At 73.4% G+C, this 25447-nt stretch carries 22 protein-coding genes; 12 read left to right on the top strand and 10 right to left on the bottom strand.

The window, feature by feature from the left end; genetic code table 11:
- On the top strand, window positions 1-2622 hold a 2622-nt coding region (locus ASG88_RS05530), incomplete at its 5' end, for an ATP-binding protein (protein WP_056886431.1).
- Between the two features lie 182 nt (window positions 2623-2804).
- Here ASG88_RS05530 and ASG88_RS05525 read toward each other — a convergent pair.
- Window positions 2805-3014 carry a hypothetical protein gene (locus tag ASG88_RS05525; RefSeq protein ID WP_056886430.1) on the bottom strand — a complete coding sequence of 70 codons (210 nt, stop codon included), beginning with the start codon at window positions 3012-3014 and terminating at the stop codon, window positions 2805-2807.
- A 108-nt stretch (window positions 3015-3122) separates the two neighbouring features.
- Window positions 3123-4208 (bottom strand): FAD-dependent oxidoreductase, encoded by a 1086-nt coding sequence (locus ASG88_RS05520; RefSeq protein WP_082599963.1) that lies wholly within the window; start codon window positions 4206-4208, stop codon window positions 3123-3125.
- A 61-nt stretch (window positions 4209-4269) separates the two neighbouring features.
- On the opposite strand from ASG88_RS05520, the gene ASG88_RS05515 reads away from it, so the two are divergent.
- Window positions 4270-5958, top strand: coding sequence for a fumarate hydratase (locus ASG88_RS05515; RefSeq protein ID WP_056886429.1), 1689 nt, complete (start codon window positions 4270-4272; stop codon window positions 5956-5958).
- A gap of 157 nt (window positions 5959-6115) precedes the next feature.
- Window positions 6116-8995: an ATP-binding protein gene (locus ASG88_RS05510; protein ID WP_056886428.1), complete on the top strand. Its 2880-nt coding sequence runs from the start codon at window positions 6116-6118 to the stop codon at window positions 8993-8995.
- A gap of 6 nt (window positions 8996-9001) precedes the next feature.
- Here the strand turns inward: ASG88_RS05510 and ASG88_RS05505 are convergent, their stop codons facing one another.
- Window positions 9002-11812: an FAD-dependent oxidoreductase gene (locus ASG88_RS05505; RefSeq protein ID WP_200956359.1), complete on the bottom strand. Its 2811-nt coding sequence runs from the start codon at window positions 11810-11812 to the stop codon at window positions 9002-9004.
- 115 nt (window positions 11813-11927) lie between these two features.
- Between ASG88_RS05505 and ASG88_RS05500 the strand changes: the two genes are divergently transcribed.
- The 5 genes from ASG88_RS05500 to ASG88_RS05480 all read left to right on the top strand — a co-directional run bounded on the left by ASG88_RS05500 (window position 11928) and on the right by ASG88_RS05480 (window position 16128).
- Window positions 11928-12635 carry a spermidine synthase gene (locus tag ASG88_RS05500; RefSeq protein ID WP_056886442.1) on the top strand — a complete coding sequence of 236 codons (708 nt, stop codon included), beginning with the start codon at window positions 11928-11930 and terminating at the stop codon, window positions 12633-12635.
- 41 nt (window positions 12636-12676) lie between these two features.
- Complete coding sequence (locus tag ASG88_RS05495) at window positions 12677-13186, top strand: SigE family RNA polymerase sigma factor (protein ID WP_056886427.1); 510 nt, start codon at window positions 12677-12679, stop codon at window positions 13184-13186.
- Window positions 13183-13965: a hypothetical protein gene (locus ASG88_RS05490; RefSeq protein WP_056886426.1), complete on the top strand. Its 783-nt coding sequence runs from the start codon at window positions 13183-13185 to the stop codon at window positions 13963-13965. Before ASG88_RS05495 ends, ASG88_RS05490 begins: the two co-directional genes overlap by 4 nt.
- Before the next feature lie 79 nt (window positions 13966-14044).
- Complete coding sequence (locus ASG88_RS05485; RefSeq protein WP_056886425.1) at window positions 14045-15427, top strand: class II fumarate hydratase; 1383 nt, start codon at window positions 14045-14047, stop codon at window positions 15425-15427.
- Window positions 15424-16128, top strand: coding sequence for a class I SAM-dependent methyltransferase (locus ASG88_RS05480; RefSeq protein WP_056886424.1), 705 nt, complete (start codon window positions 15424-15426; stop codon window positions 16126-16128). The genes ASG88_RS05485 and ASG88_RS05480 overlap by 4 nt, the downstream gene beginning before the upstream one ends.
- A 2-nt stretch (window positions 16129-16130) precedes the next feature.
- On the opposite strand, the gene ASG88_RS05475 is transcribed toward ASG88_RS05480, so the two are convergent.
- The 5 genes from ASG88_RS05475 to ASG88_RS05455 all read right to left on the bottom strand — a co-directional run bounded on the left by ASG88_RS05475 (window position 16131) and on the right by ASG88_RS05455 (window position 20737).
- Entirely contained in the window at window positions 16131-16895 is a 765-nt protein-coding gene (locus ASG88_RS05475) for a cation diffusion facilitator family transporter (protein ID WP_082599959.1), read from the bottom strand.
- Complete coding sequence (locus ASG88_RS05470) at window positions 16892-17257, bottom strand: ArsR/SmtB family transcription factor (protein WP_414858628.1); 366 nt, start codon at window positions 17255-17257, stop codon at window positions 16892-16894. The genes ASG88_RS05475 and ASG88_RS05470 overlap by 4 nt, the downstream gene beginning before the upstream one ends.
- A 43-nt stretch (window positions 17258-17300) precedes the next feature.
- On the bottom strand, window positions 17301-17975 hold the full coding sequence (locus ASG88_RS05465) for a hypothetical protein (protein WP_082599976.1): 675 nt from the start codon (window positions 17973-17975) through the stop codon (window positions 17301-17303).
- 320 nt (window positions 17976-18295) lie between these two features.
- On the bottom strand, window positions 18296-19615 hold the full coding sequence (locus ASG88_RS05460) for a PhoH family protein (RefSeq protein ID WP_056886422.1): 1320 nt from the start codon (window positions 19613-19615) through the stop codon (window positions 18296-18298).
- Window positions 19616-19957: 342 nt separating this feature from the next.
- Window positions 19958-20737, bottom strand: coding sequence for an isoprenyl transferase (locus ASG88_RS05455; RefSeq protein WP_056886421.1), 780 nt, complete (start codon window positions 20735-20737; stop codon window positions 19958-19960).
- Window positions 20738-20771: 34 nt separating this feature from the next.
- On the opposite strand from ASG88_RS05455, the gene ASG88_RS05450 reads away from it, so the two are divergent.
- From ASG88_RS05450 to ASG88_RS05435, 4 genes are all read left to right on the top strand, one after another.
- Window positions 20772-21326, top strand: coding sequence for a hypothetical protein (locus ASG88_RS05450; RefSeq protein WP_157559576.1), 555 nt, complete (start codon window positions 20772-20774; stop codon window positions 21324-21326).
- The gene (locus ASG88_RS05445) at window positions 21326-21811 is read left to right on the top strand and encodes a DUF421 domain-containing protein (RefSeq protein ID WP_056886419.1); all 486 of its coding nucleotides are present in this window, start codon (window positions 21326-21328) and stop codon (window positions 21809-21811) included. The genes ASG88_RS05450 and ASG88_RS05445 overlap by 1 nt, the downstream gene beginning before the upstream one ends.
- A 70-nt stretch (window positions 21812-21881) precedes the next feature.
- Entirely contained in the window at window positions 21882-22625 is a 744-nt protein-coding gene (trhA, locus tag ASG88_RS05440) for a PAQR family membrane homeostasis protein TrhA (protein ID WP_056886418.1), read from the top strand.
- A gap of 108 nt (window positions 22626-22733) precedes the next feature.
- The gene (locus ASG88_RS05435; protein WP_056886417.1) at window positions 22734-23111 is read left to right on the top strand and encodes a hypothetical protein; all 378 of its coding nucleotides are present in this window, start codon (window positions 22734-22736) and stop codon (window positions 23109-23111) included.
- On the opposite strand, the gene ASG88_RS05430 is transcribed toward ASG88_RS05435, so the two are convergent.
- On the bottom strand, window positions 23098-24039 hold the full coding sequence (locus ASG88_RS05430; RefSeq protein ID WP_056886416.1) for a DUF1353 domain-containing protein: 942 nt from the start codon (window positions 24037-24039) through the stop codon (window positions 23098-23100). The genes ASG88_RS05435 and ASG88_RS05430 overlap by 14 nt on opposite strands.
- Before the next feature lie 142 nt (window positions 24040-24181).
- Window positions 24182-25441 carry an MFS transporter gene (locus ASG88_RS05425; protein ID WP_056886415.1) on the bottom strand — a complete coding sequence of 420 codons (1260 nt, stop codon included), beginning with the start codon at window positions 25439-25441 and terminating at the stop codon, window positions 24182-24184.
- Window positions 25442-25447 lie beyond the last annotated feature (6 nt).

Raw genomic sequence — 25447 nt, 5'->3', positions numbered from 1 at the left:
ACCCGACCACCCACCCCCCGCATCGCCGGCCGCAAGCCCGAGCTCACCGCCGTACGACGCCACCTCGAGTCCGGCACCGGACTCCTCCTCGTCACCGGTGAGGCCGGCATCGGCAAGACCACCCTGGTCGAGGCGGCGGTCGGCGGCGCCGACACGGTGGTCGCCGTCGCACGCTGCCTGCCCCTGTCGCGGCACGCGGCGTTGATGCCCGTCATCGACCTCCTGCGCGCCCTCCTCGAGGTCGACGAGGGCCGACTCGTCGAGGGCGCGCTCGCGCGCTGCCCGTCGTACGTCGCACCCACCCTGGCCGCCCTGCTGCCCGAGATCGACGCCGCCGGGATTCCGCCACCGCCCGCCGACGACTTCGCCCGGCAACGCCTCCTCGCCGCCGTCAGGGCGGTCCTGGACAGCATCGCCACCCCACGAGGCCTCGGCCTCGCCCTGGACGACCTGCACTGGGCCGACGAGAGCACCCTGGCGCTCCTCGAGTACCTGGTGGCGAGGGGCACCCGCGTCGCCCTCGTCGGCACCTGGCGGCTGCACGACCCCGGGACCCCCGACGACCACACCGCGTGGCTCGCCCGGGTGCGCCGACCGGCCGCGGGCGGGATCGTCGACCTCGGCCCCCTCGACCGCACCGACACGGCCGCGCAGCTCGCCCTGCTCCTCGGCGTGCCGCCGTCCGCGGCGCGGGTGGATGCCGTGTTCGGGCGCAGCGTCGGCCATCCGCTCTTCACCGAGCAGCTCGCGGTCGCCGGCAGCGGGACCGCCCTTCCGCCCGTGCTCGAGGACCTGCTGGACGCGCGGTTGGGTGGTCTCGGCGGCGTGCCGTGGGTCGTCGTCCGGGCGCTCGGTGTTGCCGGTCGTCCACTGCCCGTCGCCGTGCTGACCGCCGTGACCGGACTCGGGGATGTCGAGGTCTCCGACGCACTGCGCGACCTGGCGCACCGACACCTCCTCGACACCACCGGTGGGGACGTCGCGCTCGCCCACCCGCTGATCTCCGAGGGCGTCGGCCGTCGTCTCGTGCCGGGTGAGGCCTCCGCCGTCCACGCGGCCCTGGCCCGTCAGCTCGCCGATCGCGCGGGGACCTCGGCCGCCGAGGTCGCCGCGCACTACAAGGCCGCCGACGATCCCGACCACGAGCTGCCGTGGCGGATCCGCGCTGCCCTGGAGGCCCAGCAACGCACCGCGTCCCGCGAGGAGGCCGACCACTGGTTGCGCGCACTCGACATCTGGCCACCCCCCTCGGCACCGCAGCCGACGCCACGCCTCGCAGCGGCACAGCTGGCCGCGGTGCACGCGCTCGACGGGGCCGGGCGGGAGCCTGTCGGGCTCGCGCTCGCCCTCTCGGCGCTGGACGCGGATCCCACCGCAGACCGCGACGACCGCTTCGATCTGGGGCTCCGCGCCGCGGGCATCACCTGGGGCCAGCACGGACCGGATCGCGCGCTCGAGCTCCTCGACGAGGTGGAGGAGTGCTACGGAACGGGGATGTCACCCGACAGGCGCGTCCGCTGCCTGTGCCTCCGTTCCAGCCTCCTGGCGAAGACGGGTCGGGAGGGGCAGGCGCTGGCCCTGCTGGACGAGGCCGTCGGCCTCGGCCCCGACGTCACCGACCGGGCCGTCGTGCTGCGGATGCACGCGTCGAGGGGCTGGCACCTCGGGTTCACGGGCGACCTCGCGGCCGCACTCGCATCCTTCGACGCGGCCAGGGCGGTCCTCCGGCAGGAGACGACACCGCACGGCGAGGCGTTCCTCGCCATGATGCAGACGGACGTGCTGCTCCAGCACGCCCGCCCGCCGCAGGAGCTGGAGGCAGCGGCCCGCACGTCGCTGGAGCAGATCGTGGAGCTCGACCTGCGCTCCACCATCCCCCACATGGTCCGGAGCAACGTCGCGGAGGCCTGGCTCGATGCGGGCGAACCGGCGAGGGCACGCGCGTTGCTGGTCGACGACGTGCAGTCGAGCGACGAGTACTCGCTGTGGCCGCTGCGCCTCGTCGCGGCGCGGTTGGCCGTCATGGAGGACCGCTGCGCCGAGGCGCTCGACCTCACGAGCCTGCCCCACCAGGACGATCTCTTCGCCCGGCTCACGTTGGCCGTGCCGACCTGTGAGGCACTGCTCTGGCTGGGACGCCCGCGAGACGCCGTCGACCGGCTGACGGACCTCCTGAGGCAGACCCTGGACAACGACACGGCCACCATCGCGGGCCCCGGCTTCGCGACCCTGGCTCGTGCGACCGCCGATCTGCAGCGGCTCCAGCCTCGCGAGGGCGCGACCGGGCAGCTGCAGGTGCTCCGGCAGTCGGCCGGCACCGACCCCTTGGGACCGGGCCCCGTCCCGGCGACACGTCCCGGTCACGCCGCCCTGTGGGAGTGCGAGATCTCGCGCGCCACCGACGAGGACACACCCGAGCAGTGGAGTCGTGCCGCCACCGCGTGGGACCGGCTCACCCGCCCTCACGACGCGGCGTACTGCCGCTGGCGGGCGGCGCAGGCGGCGCTGCGCGACGGGCGGGCCACCCCGGCCCGACGCCTCCTCGCGAGCGCGGCCGCCGACGCGCGCGAGCACGTCCCCCTACACCGGGCGATCAGCGCCACCGTCGCAGGTGGATGCTGACCGCCCGGCCAGGGGACCTGGTCCTCGTGCGCTGGTCCTCGTGCGCTGGTCCTCGTGCTGCCGACCGGCGACGCGAGCCGCCGGGGTCGGTCGCCCGACCCCGACGGACTCCCCCGCGTCCACCCCCCGGTGCTGACCCCACTGAATCCCCCGATGCTGGTCTGACGGCGCCGGCCGTCCTGCTATCGCCGGATCGAGCGAGGGCAGGTCGGCTGCGGTCCGTCGTAGGCGGTGTTCCAGTGCGACTGGATCATGAAGCAGGGCCGGTCCTTGGGACCGTCCTTGCCGGCGGCCGCCGCGCTGCTCGCGATCGGCGCGAACGCGGTGGTCGTGATGATGGCGGCGGCCGCGCCGATGGCGGCGCAGCGGCGGCGGAACTGCCTGCTGTTCATGTCTGTCTCCCCTGTGTGGACCCCGCGGTTGCGGTGGTTGTCCATCCAGAGTTGGCCCGCTCGACCCCGGGTTGACGGGAGTTGACAGAAGTGGACAGCCGGGACGGCTCAGGCGCTGAGGTCGTCGTCCTCGGCCAGCACGCGGGCGACCGCGATCGCCGCGGCCCGACCGGCACGGTTGGCGCCGATCGTGCTGGCCGACGGCCCGTAGCCGACCAGCTGCACCCGCGGGTCGCGGACGGCCGTCACGGCGCTCTGCACGGCCCCGCTCACGTCGAGCTGGATGCCACCCGCCGGCGTGCGGAGCCGGAGCGGGGCGAGGTGGCCGATGGCCGGGCGGAAGCCGGTGGCCCAGAGGATCACGTCGACCCGCTCGAGCACCGCACCCGCGTCCCAGCGCACACCGGTCGGCTCGATCCGGTCGAACATCGGCCGCCGTCGGTAGGCGCCGAGCCGCTCCGCCTCCAGCTCCTGGGGCCGCAGGGCGAGGCCGGTGACGCCCACGACGCTCGTCGGCGGCAGCCCGCGGCGCACGCGATCAGCGACCAGCGTGACGGCGGCGAGGCCGGCCTCCGGGTCGAAGTCGTCGGTGCGCCACACCGGTGGGCGACGAGTCACCCACAGGGTGTCGGCCACGGGTGCCAGCTCGCCGAGGAACTGCACGGCGGAGGCACCGCCGCCGACCACGAGGACGCGGCGCCCGGCGAAGTGCTGCGGTCCGGGGTAGTCGACCGTGTGCAGCTGCTCGCCGGCGAACGTCTCGATGCCCGGGTAGTGCGGCACGAAGGGCTGCGTCCAGGTGCCGGTGGCGTTGACCAGGGTCCGGGTGCGCCAGGTCCGCTCGCCCGCCGTCACGACCAGCAGCCCGCCCTCGCTGGACACCGAGTCGACGAGGACGGGCCGCACCACCGGCAGGTCGAAGCGACGCTCGTAGTCCGAGAAGTACGCCGGTACGACGACATTGGCCCGCCGGTCCGAGCGCCCCGGGGCGATCGCGTCGGGCAGGTCCGCGACGCCGTGCACGTCCGCCATGCTGAGCGAGTCCCAGCGGTGCTGCCACGCGCCTCCGGGACGCTCGGCGGCGTCGAGCACGACGTGGTCGATGCCGCGGCGTGCCAGGTGCCGGGACGTGGAGAGGCCGGCCTGGCCGGCGCCGATGACGAGCGAGTCGAGGATCTGGTCGTGGACGTGCACATCGGCCCAACGCCCGGGCAGCGTCCGCTATGCCCGACCCCGCGGCGTACCCTCAGCCCTCGTGAGCGAAGCTGAGTTCCGTTACTCCGACCTCCTGCCGACGGGCCCCGACGAGACGCCGTACCGGTTGATCACCACCGAGGGCGTCTCCACCACCGAGGTGGACGGCCAGACCTTCCTGCGTGTGTCGCCGGAGGCGATCCAGCGGCTGACCGCCGAGGCGATGCACGACATCAGCCACTACCTGCGGCCCGCGCACCTCGCGCAGCTGCGGCGGATCATCGACGACCCCGAGGCGTCGGGCAACGACCGCTTCGTCGCCCTCGACCTGCTCAAGAACGTCAACATCTCCGCCGGCGGCGTGCTGCCGATGTGCCAGGACACCGGCACCGCGATCGTCATGGGCAAGAAGTCCGAGGGTGTCCTCACCGGCATCGACGACGGCGAGGCGATCAGCCGCGGCGTGTACGACGCGTACACCAGGCTCAACCTGCGCTACTCCCAGCTCGCGCCGCTGACGACGTTCGAGGAGAAGAACACCGGCACCAACCTGCCGGCGCAGATCGAGATCTACTCGACGCCGCAGAGCTCCGGCAAGCCGGAGTACAAGTTCCTCTTCATGGCCAAGGGCGGCGGCTCGGCCAACAAGTCGTTCCTGTTCCAGGAGACGAAGGCGATCCTCAACCCCGAGCGCCTGCTGACCTACCTCGACGAGAAGATCCGCTCGCTCGGCACGGCCGCGTGCCCGCCGTACCACCTCGCGGTCGTCATCGGCGGCACGAGCGCGGAGTACGCCCTCAAGACCGCGAAGTACGCCTCGGCCCACTACCTCGACAACCTCCCGACCGAGGGCTCCATGAGCGCGCACGGCTTCCGCGACCTCGAGCTCGAGGAGGAGGTCTTCAAGCTGACGCAGTCCTTCGGGATCGGCGCGCAGTTCGGCGGAAAGTACTTCTGCCACGACGTCCGCGTGGTGCGGCTCCCCCGCCACGGCGCCTCGTGCCCCGTCGCCATCGCGGTGTCCTGCTCGGCCGACCGGCAGGCGCTGGGCAAGATCACCGCCGAGGGCGTCTTCCTCGAGCAGCTCGAGACCGACCCGGCGCACTACATGCCCGACGCCGGGGTCTCCGACGAGATCTCGTCGGGCGAGGTCGTGCAGATCGACCTGAACCTGCCGATGTCGGAGATCCTCGCGGAGCTCTCGCGCCACCCCGTGAAGACGCGGCTGTCGCTGACCGGGCCGCTCGTCGTCGCCCGCGACATCGCCCACGCCAAGATCAAGGAGCGCCTCGACGCCGGGGAGGAGATGCCGTCGTACCTGCGCGACCACCCGGTCTACTACGCCGGCCCCGCCAAGACCCCCGCCGGGATGGCGTCCGGGTCGTTCGGACCCACGACGGCCGGTCGCATGGACTCGTACGTCGAGCAGTTCCAGGCCGCGGGCGGCTCGAAGGTGATGCTCGCCAAGGGCAACCGCTCCCGGGTGGTCACCGAGTCCTGCGACGCCCACGGCGGCTTCTACCTCGGCTCGATCGGCGGGCCGGCCGCCCGCCTCGCCCAGGACTGCATCACCTCGGTGTCGGTGCTGGAGTACGAGGAGCTGGGCATGGAGGCGGTCTGGAAGATCGAGGTCGAGGACTTCCCCGCGTTCATCGTGGTGGACGACAAGGGCAACGACTTCTTCACCGACCCCTCCGGTGCCGTCACCGTGCCCGTCTCCGGGATCCGGGTCCGCTCCGCCGAGAAGTGAGCCGAACTGGCTCAGATGGGGCATGACACCGTCCTGCTGCGGCGCGATGCTGGAGTGACCACGTCGCTCGGGCGACACCACGACAGCGGTCGACGAGGGAGTCGAGGTGGGAGGACTGCCACGACCTGACCTCCCGCCGGGGCCCCAGCGGGAGCTCGTGGACGCCCTGCACGACCTCCACCTCCGGGCCGGCTGGCCCAGCCTGCGGACGCTGGCCCGGGAGGCCGGGTGCAGCCACACCACCGTCTCGCACGTGTTCTCCTCCGCCCGGCTGCCGGCATGGGGCGTGCTCGAGCTGGTCGTCGAGGCACTGGGTGGTGACACGTCCCGGTTCCACGACCTCTGGCTCGCCGCCGGGCGGGACGAGGAGGGGCCCCAGACCCGCGCGCGGCCGACCATGGCCGGTCGGCGCGAGGAGCTCCGGGTCGTACGACGACACCTCGAGGCGGGCGACGGCCTGATGCTGCTCGTCGGCGAGGCAGGGATCGGGAAGACCCGCCTCGCCACGGTGGCGGCCGACAGCGCCGACGGTGTCGAGGTGCTCACGGGGCACTGCCTGCACCTGTCGGTCGACGTACCCCTCCTGCCGACGGCCACGGTGCTGCGGGCCGCCCACCAGGCCGGCGACGGGACGTGGCTGACGCAGGCGCTGGCCGCCTCGCCCGGGTACGTCGAGGAGTCCCTCAAGCGGCTGCTGCCCGAGATGGACAAGGACGGGTCGCCGCCGGCCCCCGAGGACGGCTGGTCCCGGCAACGACTGATGTCGGCGATCCGGACCGTGCTCGAGGCCCTGTGCCGGGTCCGGAGGATGGCCGTCCTCCTCGAGGACCTGCACTGGGCCGACACCGCCACGCTGGCCGTGCTGGAGCACCTCGCCAACGCCGGTGCCGGGCCCCCGCTGCTCGGCACCTTCCGGCTCGACGAGCAGACGACCCGCGCGGAGGCGACGGAGTGGTTCACCCGGATCCGGCGCGTCGCCGGGGTGACCACGCTGGAGCTGGAGCCGCTGAGCCTCCCCGAGACGGCGGTCCAGGTCGAGCTGCTGGGCATCTCGATGCCTCCCGGTGAGATCGACAGGCTGCACGCGCGCAGCCGCGGTCAGCCCCTCTTCACCGAGCAGCTGCTGGCCTTCCACGACACCGGCGACCACCTGCCGGCCCTGCTCCGCGACCTGCTGGACCAGCGTCTCGACGGGCTCCGCCCCGGGTCCTGGCCGGTCGTCGTGGCGCTGGCGGTCGCGGGCCACCCGCTGCGCCTCGACGTCCTCCGCGCCGCGAGCGGGCTGGACCACGACCGGCTGCTCGACTGCCTGCACGAGCTGCGCGACCAGCACCTGCTCGCCGAGGCTGCCGAAGGACGGATCGAGCTGCAGCACCCGTTGCTGGCGGAGGCCATCGAGCGGCGCCTCGTCCCCGGCGAGTCCGCGCCCTACCACCAGCGGCTCGCCGAGGCCCTCGAGGCCGCGCCCGCGTCGGTCCCGGCCTCCGCGGTGGCCGCACACTGGCAGGCCGCCGGGCGACCCGACCGCGAGGTCGTCTGCCGCGTCCGTGCCGCGCGCGAGGCCGAGCTCCGCTTCGCGGCCCCCCAGGCGGCCACGCACTGGCTGCGGGCCATCCGGATCTGGCCCCCGGGGGCGCACCACGTCGGCGAGCCTCCGGTGGACCTCGTCGGCGCCTACTTCGCCGCGATGGACGCCTTCGAGCAGTCGTCGGAGCCCGAGCGGGCGTCCGCCCTCGCGCAGGAGGCCCTCTCCCTCGCCGCCGGGATGGGCGACGAGCAGCTGGCCGGGCTCTACCGCCGGGCCGCGGACTACCTCGGTGAGGTCGACGAGGAGTCGGCCCTGGTCCTCATCAACAAGGCCACGGCCTACCTGCACCACGTCCCTACGTCGATGAGCCACCTCGACACCCTGCGCCTGCGGGCCCGGACCCTCAGCGGGCTGGGTCGCCTGGCCGAGGGCCTGCGCGACGCCCGCCGGGTGGTCGAGATCAGCCGCGAGCTCGACGACCCCGACGAGCTGCGCAGCTCGCTGATGCACGTCGCGTGGTACGAGGCGGTGACCGGCGACTCCGCGGACGCGGTCCAGCACGCCGTCGAGGCGGCGGCGCTCCCGACGCTGCGCGACGACCCGGTCCGCGAGGTCCAGTTCGGCGTGCGCCACACCGACCTGCTCCTGATCACCGGGGGCACCGCCGAGGCGATCGAGGCCGCCGGCGCGGCGGGGCTCGAGGCCGCCGACCGGTGGGGCATCGACACCCGTGAGTCGAGCTCGCTGCGCGCCAACGTCGCCGACGCGCTCCGCCGGTCCGGGCACACGCGCCGGGCGTCGGCCATCATCGACCCGCTGACCGAGGCCGACCTCGACCCCCACCGGTGGGCCCTGCACACCGAGCGGGCCACCCTGGACATGATGCGCGGGCGCCGCGACGACGCGCTGCGCCGCTTCGAGGCCCTCGACGCCGTCGAGCTGCCGTCGCTGTGGAACCGCGCCGACGTGACGCAGTACGCCGCCCGCTCAGAGCTGTGGCTCGGCCGGCCGCAGGCCGCCTGGGACCGTCTGGTCGAGATGCTGGAGATGGCCGCCCGCTTCGACGCGATCTCCTCGCTCGGCGAGCTGCTCATGCTCGGTGCGCGCGCGGCCGCGGACCTGGTCGAGACGACCCCGCCCGGCTCGACGGCGCGACGCCGCCACGCCGACCGCCTCCGCGCCATCCGGTCGACCCCCGACCGCGACCCGCTGGCCGAGCCGTCACCCAGGGCGGTCGCCGCCTCGTGGGCGGCCGAGACGGACCGGCTCGCCGGCGGGCACGACGTGCGCCCCTGGCTGGCCGCCGCGGCGGAGTGGGACGGCCTCGGCCGCCCCCACGACGCGGCGTACGCCCGGTGGCGTGCCGCGCAGGCGAGCGTGGCGGCCGGACAGGCCGGACGCGCGGCGGCGTTGCTGCGCAGGGCGGCCCGGGACGCCCGGGAGCACGCCCCCCTCCTGGCCGCCATCCTCGCGACGCAGCCGGAGGGGACCGCCGACCCGTCCGAGTGACCTCCGTCAGACCGGGGCGACGACGAGGGACCCCCGACGACGGGCGTCGAGCGGTGATGGCCGGCGGTCGAGGCGGGCGTCGAGGACCGCCAGGGCGGGCTCCGGCTGTCCCGAGCTGACGAGGGCGAAGAGGAGGGTCTCCTCGACGACCTCGCGCTGGGCGGCCGAGCCGCCGACGCGCACGAGCGTGGGCAGCAGGTCGCCGAGGATCTCCGCGGCCCGCGTCCACTGCTGCTGGCCGGCGGCGAGGAGCGCGTCGCAGAGCGCCGTGCCGGTCGCCCGGATCGCCGGGTCGGACGCCGACCGGCAGTGGTCGCGGAGCCGGGCCAGGCGGGCGAGGTCACCGGCTGCGGCCAGCGCGAGCGCCGAGTGCATCGCCACGAACGGCGTCTCCGGGCGGTCGATGAGGTCCGCGCCCGCCGCCTCGAGCACGCACTCGACCGGCGGCGGGGCGACCTCGTGGGGGAATGCCTGCGAGCCCGCGGCGGCGTCCCAGTCGGCGGTGGTGATCCGCCAGCGCCACAGCAGCGAGGCCGAGTCGATGAGCGAGCGGACGCCGGTCACGGCCGGCGGGGCGAGCTGGCTGTAGCAGCGCTGGCGCACCGCCTCGGTGTCGCCGATGGCCAGGTCGTGCAGCGCCGCGTGCCAGGAGAAGTGCGCCCGGTGCGAGGCGGAGCGACCGCTCTCGGCCACCCAGTGGTCGAGCCACACCCGTCCGCCCTCGTGCTTGCCGGTCTCGTACATCACGTGGGTCTGCGCGTGCACAGCGTGGCCCGAGGAGGGCTCGCAGAACAGCGCGCTCTCCGCGAGCAGCCCGGCCTCGTCGAAGCGGCCCTGGTCCTGCCGGGTGAAGGCGAGCAGCGAGATGTACCACCAGTGGTCGCCGTACGCCGGGGCGAGCCCGTCGACCAAGTCCCAGGCCTCCTGCTGGATGTCGGTGACCCCGGAGAACGCGATCGTCGGCACCGCCGCCGAGACGGCCAGGACGTCGCGCGGGTGGTGGGCGATGTGGTTCATCAGCGCCGTGGCGCCCTCGTGGCGGGCGTCGTCGACCCGACGACCGATGACGTCCACCAGGCTGCGCTCGCGCTCGTCGCCCCGCGTGAGGACCGCGCGACGGGCGGCCTGCAGCGAGCCGGCCACGTCGGTCGCCGCCCCGGCCTCGTGGCCGAGCATCGCCAGCGCGGCGTGGGCCAGCGCGAAGTCGGGGTCCAGCGCCGCCGCCTCGCGCAGCAGCTCCTCACCGCCGGACTGGAGGCGCATCACCCGCTCCAGGCCGGCGTTGTAGCGCGCCGCCGCCTCCGCCGTCGCCGACAGCGGCAGGCCGAGGGGGTCGCGGGGCCGGGCGACGGGGTGGTGGCCGCTGACCAGCCGGCCGTCCTCGAGGCGGCGCGGCATCGGGGCGACGGCGTCGAGCACGTCGACCGCCAGGCCGAGCGCCTGGCTGCGGATCTCGGGGACCGCGGTCGACTCCCACAGCTCCCCCCGCCGCAGCGCGCCCAACGTCCACACGGGTGCGTCCGCCCGCCCCGTCGAGTCCAGCAGGCGTCCGTCACGGGTCCGGAAACCCATCCCGGCGGTGGCCGGCTGCGCCAAGGAGACGCCGCCGCGCACGGTGAGGAGGTCGTCGAGCACGGGGTTGCCGAGGCGTCGTACGTCGAGGGCGGGGCCGGTGCAGTTGACCACCCACCCGACGTCGTGGGTCGAGCCGTCGGCGAGGGTGACCCGCAGCCCGCCGCCGGTGAGCGGCGCGGCGTCGGCGACCGTGCCGGTGAGGTGGCGCAGCCGGTCGGCCGTCGCCAGCTCGCGCAGCACCGCCGCCGAGGTGGGCGGCATCCGGTGGCGGACCCGGTTCCAGTCGCCGGCGTCGGTGGCGAGGAACTCGGCGCGGTCGTCCTCGGACAACCGCTGCCACAGCTCGCTGACCCGGAAGCGCAGCCCGTCCATCGCCGGGCGCCAGTCGCCGCCGGTGGCCCGCACCCGCTCCACGTGCTCGGCGACGCTGGCCCGCAGCTCGGCCAGCGTGGAGCCCCAGTCGTCGACGTCGGGGATCGCGGCCAGCTGCAGCTCGTCGGCGTGCCGCGCGGGCATCTCGCCGCTGCGGGACACGGCGAGCACGCGCCGCCCCTCGCGGCCGCCGGGCCGGGTCAGGGAGAGGACGACGTCGACCATGGTGAGGCCGGCACCGACGACCAGCACGTCACCGGCGCCGACGCGGTCGCGGCGTACGACGTCCAGCGCGCCCGGCGCCCACGGGTCCGGCACGAAGAACGGCGATCCGGTGAGGCCGGGCGGCGCCCAGGCGTGACCGGCGGCGGGGACGCCGGTGGCGACGACCACCGCACCGGCGACCACGTCGTGCCCGTCGTCGAGCAGCACGGTGGCACCGTCCGCGTGGCGTCGTACGCCGACGGCCCCGGCGCGGACGTGGCGCAGCGAGGCGGTGGCGGCCGCCAGGTCGAAGGCGTCGGTGAGCGTCTCGTCGCGGTAGCGGGCGTACTGACGACGCGGCGCGAAGGTCCCCGGCTCGGACCCGGTGGCGTGCTCCTGGCGGGCCCGCCAGGCCACGAAGTGGCCCGGGTCCTGCGGCAGCGCGGTCATGCCCGCGGCCGGCACGTTGAGGAGGTGCTCGTCGTCGGTCGTGCCGAACGCGGTGCCCCGACCGGGGCGGTCCGCCGGGTCCACGACCACCACGTCGACCCCCGTCCCGCGCTGGTGCGCGGTGCGCGCGAGGTGGAGCGCCACCAGCGTGCCCGCCGCACCGCCGCCGATGACCACGACCTGGGGGCGACCCGACCCCGGAGAACCCAGCACCACGACATACCTCCTTAGACGATTGACTCACTCTACTTTCCCGCGGGCGAGATCGGCGAACGGACACGACGAGGTCCCGCGACCGGATCGGCGTCCCGGGGCAGGCAGGATGGTGCGCATGTCCGGAGACACCACCACCTCCACCGAGATCGCCCGCGCCGAGTCCCCCCGCGGCGAGCTGGTGCTGCGGCGGCGCACCAACCCCGGCGCGGCCGACGTCGTCGAGCTGCGCGTCAACGGCGTCTTCGTGATGGACACCCTCGAGACGAGCACCGAGATCGAGATGGCGGGCGTCGCGCTCGACCTCGTCGACGACCCGCGCGACGTGGTGATCGGCGGGCTCGGCCTGGGCTTCACCCTCCAGCGCATCCTGGCCGACGTCCGCGTCGAGCGCGCCACGGTCGTCGAGATCGAGGAGTCGCTCGTCGGCTGGATGCGCGACGGCACGGTCCCGCACGGGCCGGCCCTGCTCGCCGACCAGCGGGTCAGGATCGTCAACGCCGACATCCTGATGGCGATCGCCGAGGCCCGCGACACCCACGACCTGCTGCTGCTCGACGTCGACAACGGCCCGGGCTACCTCGTCCACGACGGCAACGCCGACGTCTACGGCCGCGACTTCCTGGCCCGCTGCCGCGACGTCCTCCACCACCGGGGCGTGCTCGTCGTGTGGTCGGCGGCCCGCTCCCCCGAGCTCCTCGCCGCGCTGGAGGACGTCTTCGGCGCCGCCGAGGAGCGGGCGTACGACGTCCTGCTGCAGGACCGCCCCGAGGAGTACTTCCTCTACGTCGCCCGTCGCTCAACCCCGGAGGCCTCGCCCGCGTAGGGACGGGTGACGACGACGGGCAAGGGCACGAGGGGGACCGCATGGGTCGAGGAGACCGGGACCGCGAGTTCGAGGAGTTCGTGGCCGCCGCGTGGCCACGGCTGCGACGGGCGGCCTACCTGCTCAGCCACGACTCCCACGAGGCCGAGGACCTGGTGCAGTCGGCGCTCGCCCGCTGCTACGCGGGCTGGGGGCGGATCCGCACCGAGTCGGCCTACTCCTACGTCCACCGGGCGCTGGTCAACGGCTACATCGACAGCACCCGGCGGCGTACGCCGATCCCGGTCGACCACGCGGCGTACGACGCCGACGACCGGACCGCCGGACCCATCGACCGGGCCGACCAGCGCAGCGAGCTGACCGCCCTGCTGGCGCCGTTGTCACCCCGCGAGCGCTCCATCGTGGTGCTGCGCTACTACCTCGACACCTCCGAGCAGGAGGTCGCCCGCGAGCTGGGCGTCTCGGTCGGCACGGTGAAGAGCACGGCGTCCCGCGCCCTCGCCCGGCTGCGCTCGGCCCACGCCACGACGACCACCCAGGAGCACCGATGAACCGCACCGACGACGACCTCGCCCTGCTCGTGGCCCTCGAGCCGACCTCCACCCGCTCCCCCGACCTCGGTGCGATCCGGAGCGCCGGTCGTCGGCTGGAACGCCGCCGCCGGGCCATCCACGGCGTCGCCGCCCTGGCCGTCGTCGGAGCGCTGGGGGTGCCGGCGGCGCTCGTCGCCACCCACGGCGGTGCCGGCGTCACGCCGACCCCGACCCCGGCTCCCGCGACCACCACGCCCTCGGTGACCGAGGACGGGACAGGGCCGGTCGACCAGCTCACCGACGCGCCCCCGGAGGTCATCTCACGGGGCTGCGGCGTGCTCGGCTGCCCCCGCGACGCCGTCCCCGAGACCGGGGAGGTGGTGGGCGAGCCCTGGGCCGTCGCCGCCCTCGCCAACGGCACCGACGAGGTCTTCTACGCCGTGCGCCCGTCCCCCGCTTCCGAGGTCGTCGTCGCGACCGGCTTCGTCGTCGACGGAGACCTCCAGCGCCTGGCGCTCCCCCTGCGCCCGGGAGGGGAGCCCCTCCAGCTCGTGGGCGGCGGGCGGCGTCAGGGGCCGGACGGCGCGTCGTACAGCATCGTGGGCCTGGCCGAGGACGCCACCGAGGTCTCGTGGCAGAGCCGGCCGGGCACCTGGTACGGCACCATCGAGAACCGCGACCTCGTCCCGGGGTGGACCGTCTTCCACGTCTCGGGGCAGTGGGACGCGTCCTGGCCCGCGAGTGGCGGGGCGCTGGTGTCGCTGCGCATCGACGGCGAGGTCGTCCACGGGGGGTGAGACGCCTCGCTGGGCGGTGCCCCGGGGTGGCCCCCCGGGGTGGAACGGCCCACCCCGGCCCGGGAGTAGCGTCGGGGCCATGAGCCAGACACGCACCGAGCACGACTCCATGGGCGAGGTCGAGGTCCCGGCCGACGCCCTGTGGCGAGCCCAGACCCAGCGCGCGATCGACAACTTCCCGATCAGCGGGACGACCCTCGAGCGCCGCCACGTGCAGGCCCTCGCCCTGGTCAAGGGGGCGGCCGCGCGGGTCAACGGTGACCTCGGGGTCATCACCGCCGAGCAGGCGGCCGCGATCGTCGACGCCGCCACCACGGTGGCGACCGGCGAGCACGACGACCACTTCCCGCTCGACGTCTTCCAGACCGGGTCGGGCACCAGCTCCAACATGAACACCAACGAGGTGCTCGCCTCGCTCGCGGGCCGGGCCGGCGTCGAGGTCCACCCCAACGACCACGTCAACGCCTCGCAGAGCAGCAACGACACCTTCCCCACGTCGATCCACGTCGCCGCGACGCTGGCCGTGGTCGAGGACCTCCTCCCCGCACTCGACGTGCTCGCCACCTCGCTCGAGGCCAAGGCCACCGAGTTCGCCGACGTGGTCAAGTCCGGCCGCACGCACCTGATGGACGCCACCCCGGTGATGCTCGGCCAGGAGATGGGCGGGTACGCCGCGACCGTGCGCTACGCCGCCGAGCGCCTGGAGGCGGTCCTCCCCCGCGTCCGCGAGCTCCCCCTCGGCGGCACCGCGGTGGGCACGGGCATCAACACCCCGCCCGGCTTCGCCGCCGCGGTCATCGAGAGGCTCTCGGCCGACACCGGGCAGGACTTCACGGAGGCCCGCAACCACTTCGAGGCGCAGGGCACCCGCGACTCGCTCGTCGAGCTCAGTGGTGCGCTGCGCACCTACGCCGTCGGCCTCACCAAGATCTGCAACGACCTGCGGTGGATGTCGTCGGGTCCCACGACCGGCCTCGCCGAGATCCACCTCCCCGACCTGCAGCCCGGGTCGAGCATCATGCCCGGCAAGGTCAACCCGGTCCTGCCCGAGGCCACGCTGATGGTCTGCGCGCAGGTGGTCGGCAACGACGCGACCGTCGCGTGGGCCGGCGCCGCCGGCAGCTTCGAGCTCAACGTGATGATGCCGGTCATGGCCCGCAACCTCCTGGAGTCCATCCGCCTCCTCTCGACCTCCTCGACCGTCCTGGCCCAGCGCTGCGTCGACGGGATCACCGCCGACGTCGACCGGATGCGGGCCTACGCCGAGTCGTCACCGTCCGTCGTCACGCCCCTCAACAAGCACGTGGGCTACGAGCAGGCGGCGAAGATCGCCAAGCAGGCGATGAAGGACGGCACCACCATCCGCGAGACTGTGCTCTCGATGGGGTTCGTCGACCGCGGCGACCTCACCGAGCAGCAGCTCGACGACGCCCTCGACGTGGATCGGATGACCCGCCCGTGAACCAGCTCGACGACCCGGACCACGTCCGCACCCAGTACTCCACCGAGGACCACCTCGAGACCCGCCGGTCCGTGTGGCGGCCCACCGCCGACGGCCTGGACCCCGAGACCGAGGCGCTGCGCGCCATCGACCGCGCCCTGGTCGGCGACGCCCGCGTCCTCGAGGTGGGGTGCGGCACGGGCGTGATGGCCGAGCGGATCCACGGCCTCCCCGGGGTCACCCTGGTGGCGACCGACTTCTCGCCGCGGTTCGTCGACCTCACCGCCGCCCGTGGCGTCGACGCCCGGCAGGCCGACATCTGCTACCTGCCGTTCGAGGACGCGTCCTTCGACGTGGTCTACGCGGGCTGGATGCTCTACCACGTGCGCGACCTCGAGCGGGCGCTCAACGAGGTCCGCCGGGTGCTCCGTCCGGGCGGCACGTTCGTCTCCGTCACCAACGGCCAGGACCACCTCGTCGACCTGCACAAGGACGCCGGCGGCCGGGTGGCGCGCAGCCAGTTCAGCAGCGAGACGGGCGAGTCCGTCCTGCGGCGCCGCTTCGCCGACGTACGCCGCCACGACCTCGAGACGCGCGCGGTCTTCCCCGACCACGCCAGCGCCCAGGCCTACCTCGACTCGACCGGCGACGGCCTGGTGCTGCCGGGGTTCGAGGGTGGTCGTGAGTACGCCGGGTCGGTCACGGTCTTCGAGGCACGCTGACCTCAGCGGTCGCGACCCGCGTCCGTGGGACGCGGGGTGATGGTTAGCAACCCGGTGCCGGCGTCCGTCGGCGCACAGCACTCTCCCCCGCAACCAGCCCCGCAGGCCGCGTCGCCCTCGCTGCCGTGGGCACCGATGGCCCCGCAGCACCCCTCACCGCGCCATGCCTCGATCCCCTCGCGCACCGCCACGACCGCGATGACCAGGCCGGCCACCGGGTCGGCCCACGACCACCCGAGCGTCGCGTTGAGGAGCAGCCCGACCAGCAGCACTGCCGACAGATAGGTGCACAGCAGGGTCTGGGTCGAGTCGGCCACCACGGCATTCGAGCCGAGCGCTCGCCCGGTGCGGCGCTGGGCCCACGACAGGAAGGGCATCACCAGCAGCGAGGCCATGGCCAGGCCTATGCCGACCCGGGACGGGTCCGGCTCGTGCCCGGTGAGGAGCGCACGCGCGGACTCCACGGCGACGTACGCCGCGAGCCCGAAGAAGGAGATGGCCATCAACCGCAGGGCAGTGCGCTCTCGCGACTCGGGCAGCGGGTGGCGGAACTGCCACAGGATGATGAGGCCGGAGGACACCTCGACGATCGAGTCGAGCCCGAAGCCGACGAGGGCCACCGATCCAGCCACGATCCCGGCGGCGATGGCGATGACGGCCTCGACCACGTTGTAGGCCACCGAGGCTCCGGCCAGCAGCTGGGCCCGGCGGCCGTAGCGCCTCCGGTCGTCGGCCGACAGCACCGTCGCGTCCTGGTGGGCCGTCACGACACACCCTCCGCAGCCAGCGCGTCGGTGCCGTGGGTGGCGCACAAGGTGACCGCGTGGCCGGTCAGCTCGAGCAGCTGCTCCGCGGCGGCGAGGAGCGCGTCGAGCGCGTCGGGGTGCGCCAGCGAGAAGACAGACGCCCGCCCCACGGCGTGGGACTCGACGAGGCCACAGTCCTTCAGGCAGGCGAGGTGCTTGGAGACCGTCGACTGCGCCAGCCCGAGGTGCGCGACCAGGTCGGTGACCCGGTGCTCACCGAGCGCGAGGTGCCGCAGGATCACGAGGCGGGACGGGTCGGAGAACCCGTGGAAAAGGCACGCCGCGGCGTGGAGGGGTGCGACGTCCGTCGCTGTCATCGCCATGTGACGATGTTATCCCCTACCCCGGGCACACGGCCGCGGGGCGTCAGTACCAGTTGTTGCCGGCCTTGAAGGACCAGGCGTTGCACGGCGTGCCGTAGGTGTCCTGGATGTAGCCGAGGCCCCAGCGGATCTGCGACTCGGCCGACGTCATGTAGTCCGACGGCAGGTCGTGCAGCTGGGTGAGCGCCTGCGGGATGCCGTAGGCCGACGAGGTCGGGTTGTCGGCGGTGGTGCTCCAGCCGGACTCGCTCATGTAGAGGGAGTCGAGGCAGCTGAACTGCGAGGAGTCGAAGCCGAACTCCGGCAGCAGCGCGCGGGCGATGTCGCGCGGGTCGGCGCTCGAGAGGTCCTCGGTGCGGGTGACGGCCGGGCCCTCGGCCACCGACAGCGCCGCGCGCTTGGTCGCGTCGGTCGCACCGCGGCGGTCCGAGCGGGACACGGGTACGACGGACTCGCGACGCTCGAGGGCGCTCGGGTCGGCGTCCGCGGAGGCCACCGTGACGCCGCCGACGGCAGCCGAGGCCAGATCACCCGCGGCCGTGCCGGTCGGGGAGCCGAGGACGCCGCCGGACACGCTGACGCCGGTCACGGCGGCCGCGACGCCGGTGAGCACCACGGAGGTGCGCACCATCCTGGCGGGCAGCGAGCGGGTCGCCTTGTGCTTGCCGGGGGCGCGGTGTCGGGGGACGTACTTCTCGGGCTTCGACGCGGGTGTCAAGGGCACAGGGGAGCTCACGGGGTAGAGGTCAGGACGATGTCGCGCCCGTCAGGAATCAGGGGGGAACGGGCTGCGACAGGGTGTGGAGATCACGAAACGATCACGGGCCACCATGCAGGAGTGCGGAGGCCCATGCAAACCGAACGACGAAACTCGTGGCATTTTCCACCACATCCCCCGCCACACGAGTCACGGGGGTCACACGAGCCCCGCCGGCCACGCCTCAGCGGCGGCAGGTGAGGGATGACACGGAGCACGACGACCCGGCTCGCGCCCGGGACGTGGGCGCAAGCCGGGTCGGCGTACCGACCTCGACGGGGTCAGAGGACGACGTTCTCCAGCATCTCGGTCACCAGGGCGGCGATGGGCGACCGCTCGGACCGGGTCAGGGTCACGTGCGCGAAGAGCGGGTGGCCCTTGAGCTTGTCGATCACCGCCACGATGCCGTCATGGCGTCCGACGCGCAGGTTGTCGCGCTGCGCGACGTCGTGGGTCAGCACCACCTTGGAGTTGGCCCCGATCCGCGACAGCACCGTCAGGAGCACGTTGCGCTCCAGCGACTGTGCCTCGTCGACGATGACGAAGGCGTCGTGGAGGGAGCGGCCGCGGATGTGCGTGAGCGGCAGCACCTCGAGCATCCCGCGGTCCATCACCTCGTCGATGACGTCGGGCGTGGTGAGGGCGCCGAGGGTGTCGAACACCGCCTGGCCCCAGGGCGACATCTTCTCCGACTCCGACCCCGGCAGGTAGCCGAGCTCCTGGCCGCCGACGGCGAAGAGCGGCCGGAAGACGACGACCTTCTTGTGCTGGCCGCGCTCGAGGGTGGCCTCCAGCCCGGCACACAGCGCGAGGGCGGACTTGCCGGTGCCGGCCCGGCCACCGAGAGAGACGATCCCGACCTCCGGGTCGAGCAGCATCTCCAGGGCGATCCGCTGCTCGGCCGAGCGACCGTGGATGCCGAACGCCTCGCGGTCGCCGCGGACCAGGTGCACCTGCTTGTCGGGACCGACGCGACCCAGGGCGGTGCCCCGGTCGGAGAGGAGGACCAGCCCGTTGTGGCACGGCAGGTCGCGCGCCTCGGCGAGGTCGAGGACACCGTCGTCGTACAGCTCGTCGAGCTCGGTGGACGTCACCTCGAGCTCGGCCATGCCGGTGTAGCCGGTGTCGGAGTCGCTGATCGCCTCCGCGCGGTACTCCTCGGCGTCGAGCCCGACCGCCGAGGCCTTGATGCGCAGCGGCAGGTCCTTGGAGACCAGCGTGACCTGGTGCCCCTCGTTGGCGAGGTTGCGGGCCACCGCGAGGATCCGGGTGTCGTTGTCGCCGAGCCGGAAGCCCGACGGCAGCGACGCCGGGTCGGTGTGGTTGAGCTCGACGCGCACGGTGCCGCCCTCGTCCCCGACCGGCACGGGCTCGTCGAGCCGGCCGTGCTGGATGCGCAGCTCGTCGAGGCTCCGCAGCGCGGTGCGCGCGAAGAACCCGAGCTCCGGGTGGTGGCGTTTGCCCTCGAGCTCGGTGATGACGACCACCGGGAGGACCACCTCGTGCTCCGCGAAGCGACGCAGGGCGCCGGGATCGGCCAGCAGGACGCTGGTGTCGAGGACGTACGTGCGGTTCTGGCTGACCTGCTTGTTCGAGCTCACGGAGTGCCTACCCCTATCGGACCGGCGCGACGCACCACACCCGGTCCAGTTCAACTCATGGACCGGACGGCTCCTCGAAGTGGTGCGTGACTCCCACAGCTGCCTCCCGATTCAGCAGGCTTCCCCACCTGCCGATGAGGCCGAAAGTACGCCCGGCCAGGGCCGAATTCGGGCGACACGCCCGAACGCGGGATGAACGCTGTGTTACCGCGCTCAGCGCCCGCCCTTCGAGGCTCGGAGCTCCGCTCCTCGCACCTCAGGAACCGCCCTTCGAGGCTCGGAGCTCCGCTCCTCGCACCTCAGGAACCGCCCTTCGAGGCTCGGAGCTCCGCTCCTCGCACCTCAGGAACCGTAGCGGCGCTCGCGCTCGGCGTACGCGCGGATGGCCCGCAGGAAGTCGACGCGGCGGAAGTCGGGCCACAGCGCCTCGCAGAAGTAGAACTCCGAGTGCGCCGACTGCCACAGCAGGAAGCCGCCGAGGCGCTGCTCCCCCGACGTGCGGATCACGAGGTCGGGGTCGGGCTGGCCCTTGGTGTAGAGGTGGTCGGAGATGTGCTCGACGTCGATGACGTCGGCCAGCTCCTCCAGCGAGGTGCCGCGCGCGGCGTGCTCGTGGAGCAGCGAGCGTACGGCGTCCGCGATCTCGCGCCGCCCGCCGTAGCCGACCGCGATGTTGACCAGGATCCCGTCGACGTCGCGGGTGGCCTCCTCGGCGTCCTTGAGCTTCTGCGCGGTGCTCGCCGGGAGCAGGTCGAGGGCACCCACCGGGTGGATGCGCCAGCGGCCGGTGGCCGCAAGGGACTCGACCGCGCCCTCGATGATCTGGAGGAGGCCGGCCATCTGCTCAGGCGGGCGGTTGGTGAGGTTGTCGCTGGAGAGCAGCCACAGCGTCACGACCTTGACGCCCACCTCCTCGCACCAGCCGAGCAGCGGGAAGATGTTGTCGGCGCCGGCCTGGTAGCCGCCCGCCGTGTCGAGGCCGACGGCCTTGGCCCAACGTCGGTTGCCGTCGAGCATGAGGCCGACGTGCTGGGGGATGCGGTCGGCCGGGAGGAACTTCACGACCCGGTGCTCGTAGGCCGGGTAGAGCACCCGACGCACCGCGTCCTTCAACTTCGCCACGTCACCGATGGTAACCGGGCCCTAGGGTGTCGCCGTGCCTGATGCTTCCGACACCGACGTGTCCCTGGTCGGGATCGACGAGACCACCGCCGGCCTGCGCGACACCCCACCCCGTCGGCGGGGCCGCTGGTTCCGTCGCGCGGGAGTCGCGCTGCTGGTGCTCGTCGTCCTGCTCTCCGCCTTCGACCTCCTCGGCCCGCGCCAGGGCGACGTCACCGCGCAGAACGGCGGCTACACCCTGACGGTGGAGTATCCGCAGGTCACCCGGGCCGGGCAGCCCGCACCCCTGCACGTGACCGTGGACGCGAGCATGGGCTTCGGCGACACCGTGCAGGTGCGGTTCTGCGACGAGTTCTTCAACGACCTCGACTTCCAGAACTGGTATCCCAACCCCGCGGCCGAGACGACCGTGCCGCCCTGGATCATCTACGAGTTCGACCCGCCGCCGACCGGCACCACGATCGAGATCAGCCTCGACGCCCGCGTGTCGCCGGGGCAGTTCGGTGAGACCGACGACTGCCAGGTCAGCGTGCTCGTCGAGGACGAGCCGGTCATCTCGACCTCCTTCACGAGCTGGAGGATGCCCTGATGGACATCCTGATCAGGTCGCTCGCGATCTTCCTCTTCCTGTGGCTCATCGTCCGCGTCGGCGGCAAGCGCGAGGTCGCGCAGCTGTCCGCGTTCGACATGATCCTGCTGATCACCGTCGGTGACCTGGTGAGCCAGGGCATCGTCCAGGAGGACTACTCGGTGACCGCCGCGGTCATCGCCGTGGCCACCTTCGCGGTGGCGGGCATGGTCCTCAACTCGCTGGCCTTCCGCTATCCGGGCTTCCGTCCGTGGCTCGCCGGCCGTGCGCGCATCGTCGTACGCGACGGGGAGCCGCTGCTCGAGACCCTCGCCGGGGAGCGGATGACGATCCAGGACGTCCACGAGGCCGCCCGCCAGCAGGGCATCCGGCGGCTCAGCGACATCGAGCTCTGCGTGCTCGAGACCGACGGCTCGTTCTCCTTCTTCACCCGTGGCGAGGAGGACGAGCGGGACGGCTCGCCGGACGACCACGAGATCGCCTGAGGAGGCCCCCTGGGGGTGACCTCGGTCCCGTGACCGTGACTCTCGAGGTGCCTACGGGTAGTTTCGTGACATGAACGACCTACTCCGCCACCGGCTCGACGGGCTCCACGAGCGCGTCGACGGCGCGACGGAGGCGATCCACGAGGCGCTCGCCGAGGCCAAGCCGCACCTGCGTGGCTGGCTCCACCTCGCCACCGCTCCCCTCGCGCTCGCTGCAGGCATCGTCCTGATCGCGCTCTCCCCCGACGCCACCACCCGGATCGGCTCGGCCGTCTTCGCGGCCTCCGCACTGGTCCTCTTCACCGTCTCCGCGGTCTACCACCGCGGTACCTGGTCGCCGGGCACGCACTCGATGCTCAAGCGCTTCGACCACTCCAACATCTTCGTGCTCATCGCCGGCTCCTGCACGCCCTTCGCGCTGCTGCTGCTCGAGGGCCGCGACATGTGGACGATGCTCGGCGTGGTGTGGGGCGGTGCGCTGGCCGGCGTCCTGATGAAGGTCTTCTGGAAGGGCGCTCCCCGCGCCCTCTCCGCGCCGATCTACATCGCCCTCGGCTGGGCTCCGGTCTTCTTCTTCGGCGACTTCGTCAGCGGCGCCATGGACCGGTACGGCGCGAGCACCGGCACCGCCGTCATGGTGCTGGTCGCCGTCGGTGGAGCCCTCTACACGATCGGCGGGGTCGTCTACGGCACCAAGCGGCCCAACCCGTGGCCGCAGTGGTTCGGCTTCCACGAGGTCTTCCACACCTTCACGATCCTCGCGTTCGTCACGCACTACGTCGGCGTCTCTGTCGCCACCTACTCGCTGCGCTGAGGGCCCCCGCGACGCCCTGACCCCGGGTGAGTCCGCTCACGTCCGGGAACACGACGCGCCGGCAGGGCGTCGTACGGGGGACCACCCGTCCCCGACCCGGCTGATGTGATGACCGAACCCACCCAGAAGCACTCCCTCGACCTCTCCCTCCCCCAGGTGGTCGCCGGCGCCGTGGCGGCCGCCGCGGCGACCGTGCTCAGCTCCCGCCTCGGGCTGGTCGGGACCGTGCTCGGCGCGGTCTTCGCGAGCATCGTCTCGGCCGTGGTCACCGCGTCCGTCAGCGGCTGGTGGCACCGGGCGCACGAGGCCTCCCGCACCGCCCGCGACTGGGTGCCGCAGCGGGTCCGAGGCCTCGTGGTGGGTGCAGGCGCACTGGGGCTGCTGGTCGTGGCGTTCCACACCGGCGTCGAGCTGGTGACCCAGGACCTGCCGCGCGGCACCTTCGCCGCCCGCTGGCTCGCCGAGGTCGGCCTCACCCGAGGCTGAACCACCCGAAGACCACGAGCGCCGCGAGGACTACCGCCACCGCGAGGGCGATGGCGAGCCGTGGCGCGCGCGAGGCCAGGCGCTCGAGGAGCTGGTAGGCCAGCAGCACCGCGGCCAGCCCCAGCGTCACGTGCAGCAGCACCGCCAGCATCACCCCGGCGATCGCGCCGGCGATCCGGAAGCGGCCCCAGAGCAGGCCGAGCACCAGCGGGAGGACGACCGCGCCGGACACCCCGCCGAGGAGCTCGAGCCACCACGCCCCCTCCCCCATCCACGGCACCTCCCGCGCGAGCGGCCAGCTCCGGTCGACCAGGTCGGCGGTGGACCAGTAGCCGAGGAGGAGGATCGCCGCGATCGACGCCCCGGCGCCGATGCGGTGCGCCCACCGCACCGCGGGTGACCACGCCGGCGACCGGGGCAGTCCTCCGGGGGCGAAGATCGTCGCGGCGGTCACCGCGGTCCACACGATCCACCGCCGGACGATGCCGGTGCCGGTGTCGGCCATGGCGTCGCGGAAGACCCGGTCCGCCTCCACCCGGTCGATGGTGTGGCCCTCGGTCGAGTCGTAGGACGGCTCGCCGCCGCCCGCGACGAGGGCGTCGTGGACCAGCGCGGCCGGGAGGTGCGCCCCGGTCTTGGGCACCAACCAGGTGAAGAGCGCCGGGGTCGAGGTCAGGTCGGTGCGGAAGTCGGTGGTGGCCGGCACCAGGATCTCGCCGAGGTGGCGGTCGTCGTAGGCGATGCGCCGCTCGAGGCTGAAGACCTCCAGACCGTCCTCGAGGTGGCGCTCGAGCACGATCCGCGGGTCGTGCGCGGGGTCGGGCGGCAGCCCGATCCGGTCTCCGACGGGCAGCACCCCGCCGTCGTAGAAGCGGCGGGGCTGCGGGCGCACCTGCTCCCCCGTGGTGACGTGCTGGCTCCCGGACATGGGTCCACTGTGGCACCGACCACCGACGTGGACACGCGGACACAACTGCCCCGGCGGTCCGCACGCGCACGGGGTCGGGCGGTCGCCCCAGGGTTGTGTCCGCGTGTCTACGCGCGCGGCCGGCGAGGCGCGGGTACGCCGCTCAGGCCACGTGCGTCTCGTACATGCGCACCGCGACCAGGCCACCGGACAGGGCGGTGAGGACGGCGACAGTCCAGACGGCCGCGTCGATCCCCCAGGCGTCGGCGACGAGGCCGGCGGTCAGGGCGCCCACGGCGAAGCCGCCGTCGCGCCACAGGCGGTAGATGCCGACCGCCCGGCCGCGCCAGGCCGGGTGTGCCACGTCGCCGATGGCAGCGAGGAGCGTTGGGTAGACCATGGCGGTGCCGGCCCCGAGGAGGGCGGCGGCGACCGCCCAGGCGGCGAAGGAACCGCCGGCCGCCATCAGTCCCAGGGCGAGGGCCTGGACCCACATCCCGCCCGCGATCATCCACTTGCGACCGACCCGGTCCGACAGCGTGCCGGTCACCAGCTGGCCGAGACCCCAGACCGCCGGGTAGAGGGCGGCGAGCACGCCGATGCGCTCGACGGTGAGCCCGGCGGCGGCGAACATCACCGGGAAGAGGCCCCAGGCGAGCCCGTCGTTGAGGTTGTTGACCAGCCCGGCCTGGCTCGCGGAAGAGAGCGCCGGCTCACGGAAGCTCGTCTGCACGAAGACCTGCCGGTCGGTCAGCTCGTCGTGCAGGTGGTCGTGCCGGCCGTCCCCGCGGGCGACGTGGGTGGCCGCCTCGAGGCGGACGTGCTCCCTGGTCTCGCGGACCGCCAACGTCGACAACCCCAGGCCCAGGGCAGCGAAGGCCGCACCGAGGAGGAACGGCGCCGGCCGCAGGCCGTAGGCCTCGGCGAGGTAGCCGGTGGCCAGCGCGGTGACCGCGACCGCGCCGTAGCCGGCCGCCTCGTTGAGCCCCATCGCGAAGCCGCGCCGCTGCGGGCCGACGAGGTCGATCTTCATCACGACGGTCGTCGACCACGTGAGTCCCTGCGAGACGCCGAGCAGCACGTTGGCCGCGACCACCCAGCCCCAGCTCGGGGCCCAGATGAGCAGCAGCGGGACGGGCACGGCGATGAGCCAGCCCGCCACCAGGACCGGCTTGCGGCCGTAACGGTCCCCCCAGGTGCCCGCCAGGTAGTTGGCGACCGCCTTGGAGAGGCCGAAGACGAGGATGAAGGTGAGCCCGGCGGTGTAGCCGGTGAGCCCGAACTCCTCCACGCCGAGCAGAGGTACGACGGTGCGTTCCTGCCCGAGCATGCCCCCGACCAGCGCGTTGACCACCACCAGCAGGGTGAACTGGGCGGCGTTCTGGCGCAGGCCGAGGGTGGGCGGCGCGTGCGTGGCCCTCACGGACGC

The sequence above is a fragment of the Nocardioides sp. Soil777 genome (assembly GCF_001428425.1).
GTDB lineage: Bacteria > Actinomycetota > Actinomycetes > Propionibacteriales > Nocardioidaceae > Nocardioides > Nocardioides terrigena.
The sequence above is the reverse complement of the archived record's forward strand: the minus strand, read 5'-3'. Positions and strand labels throughout refer to the sequence as shown.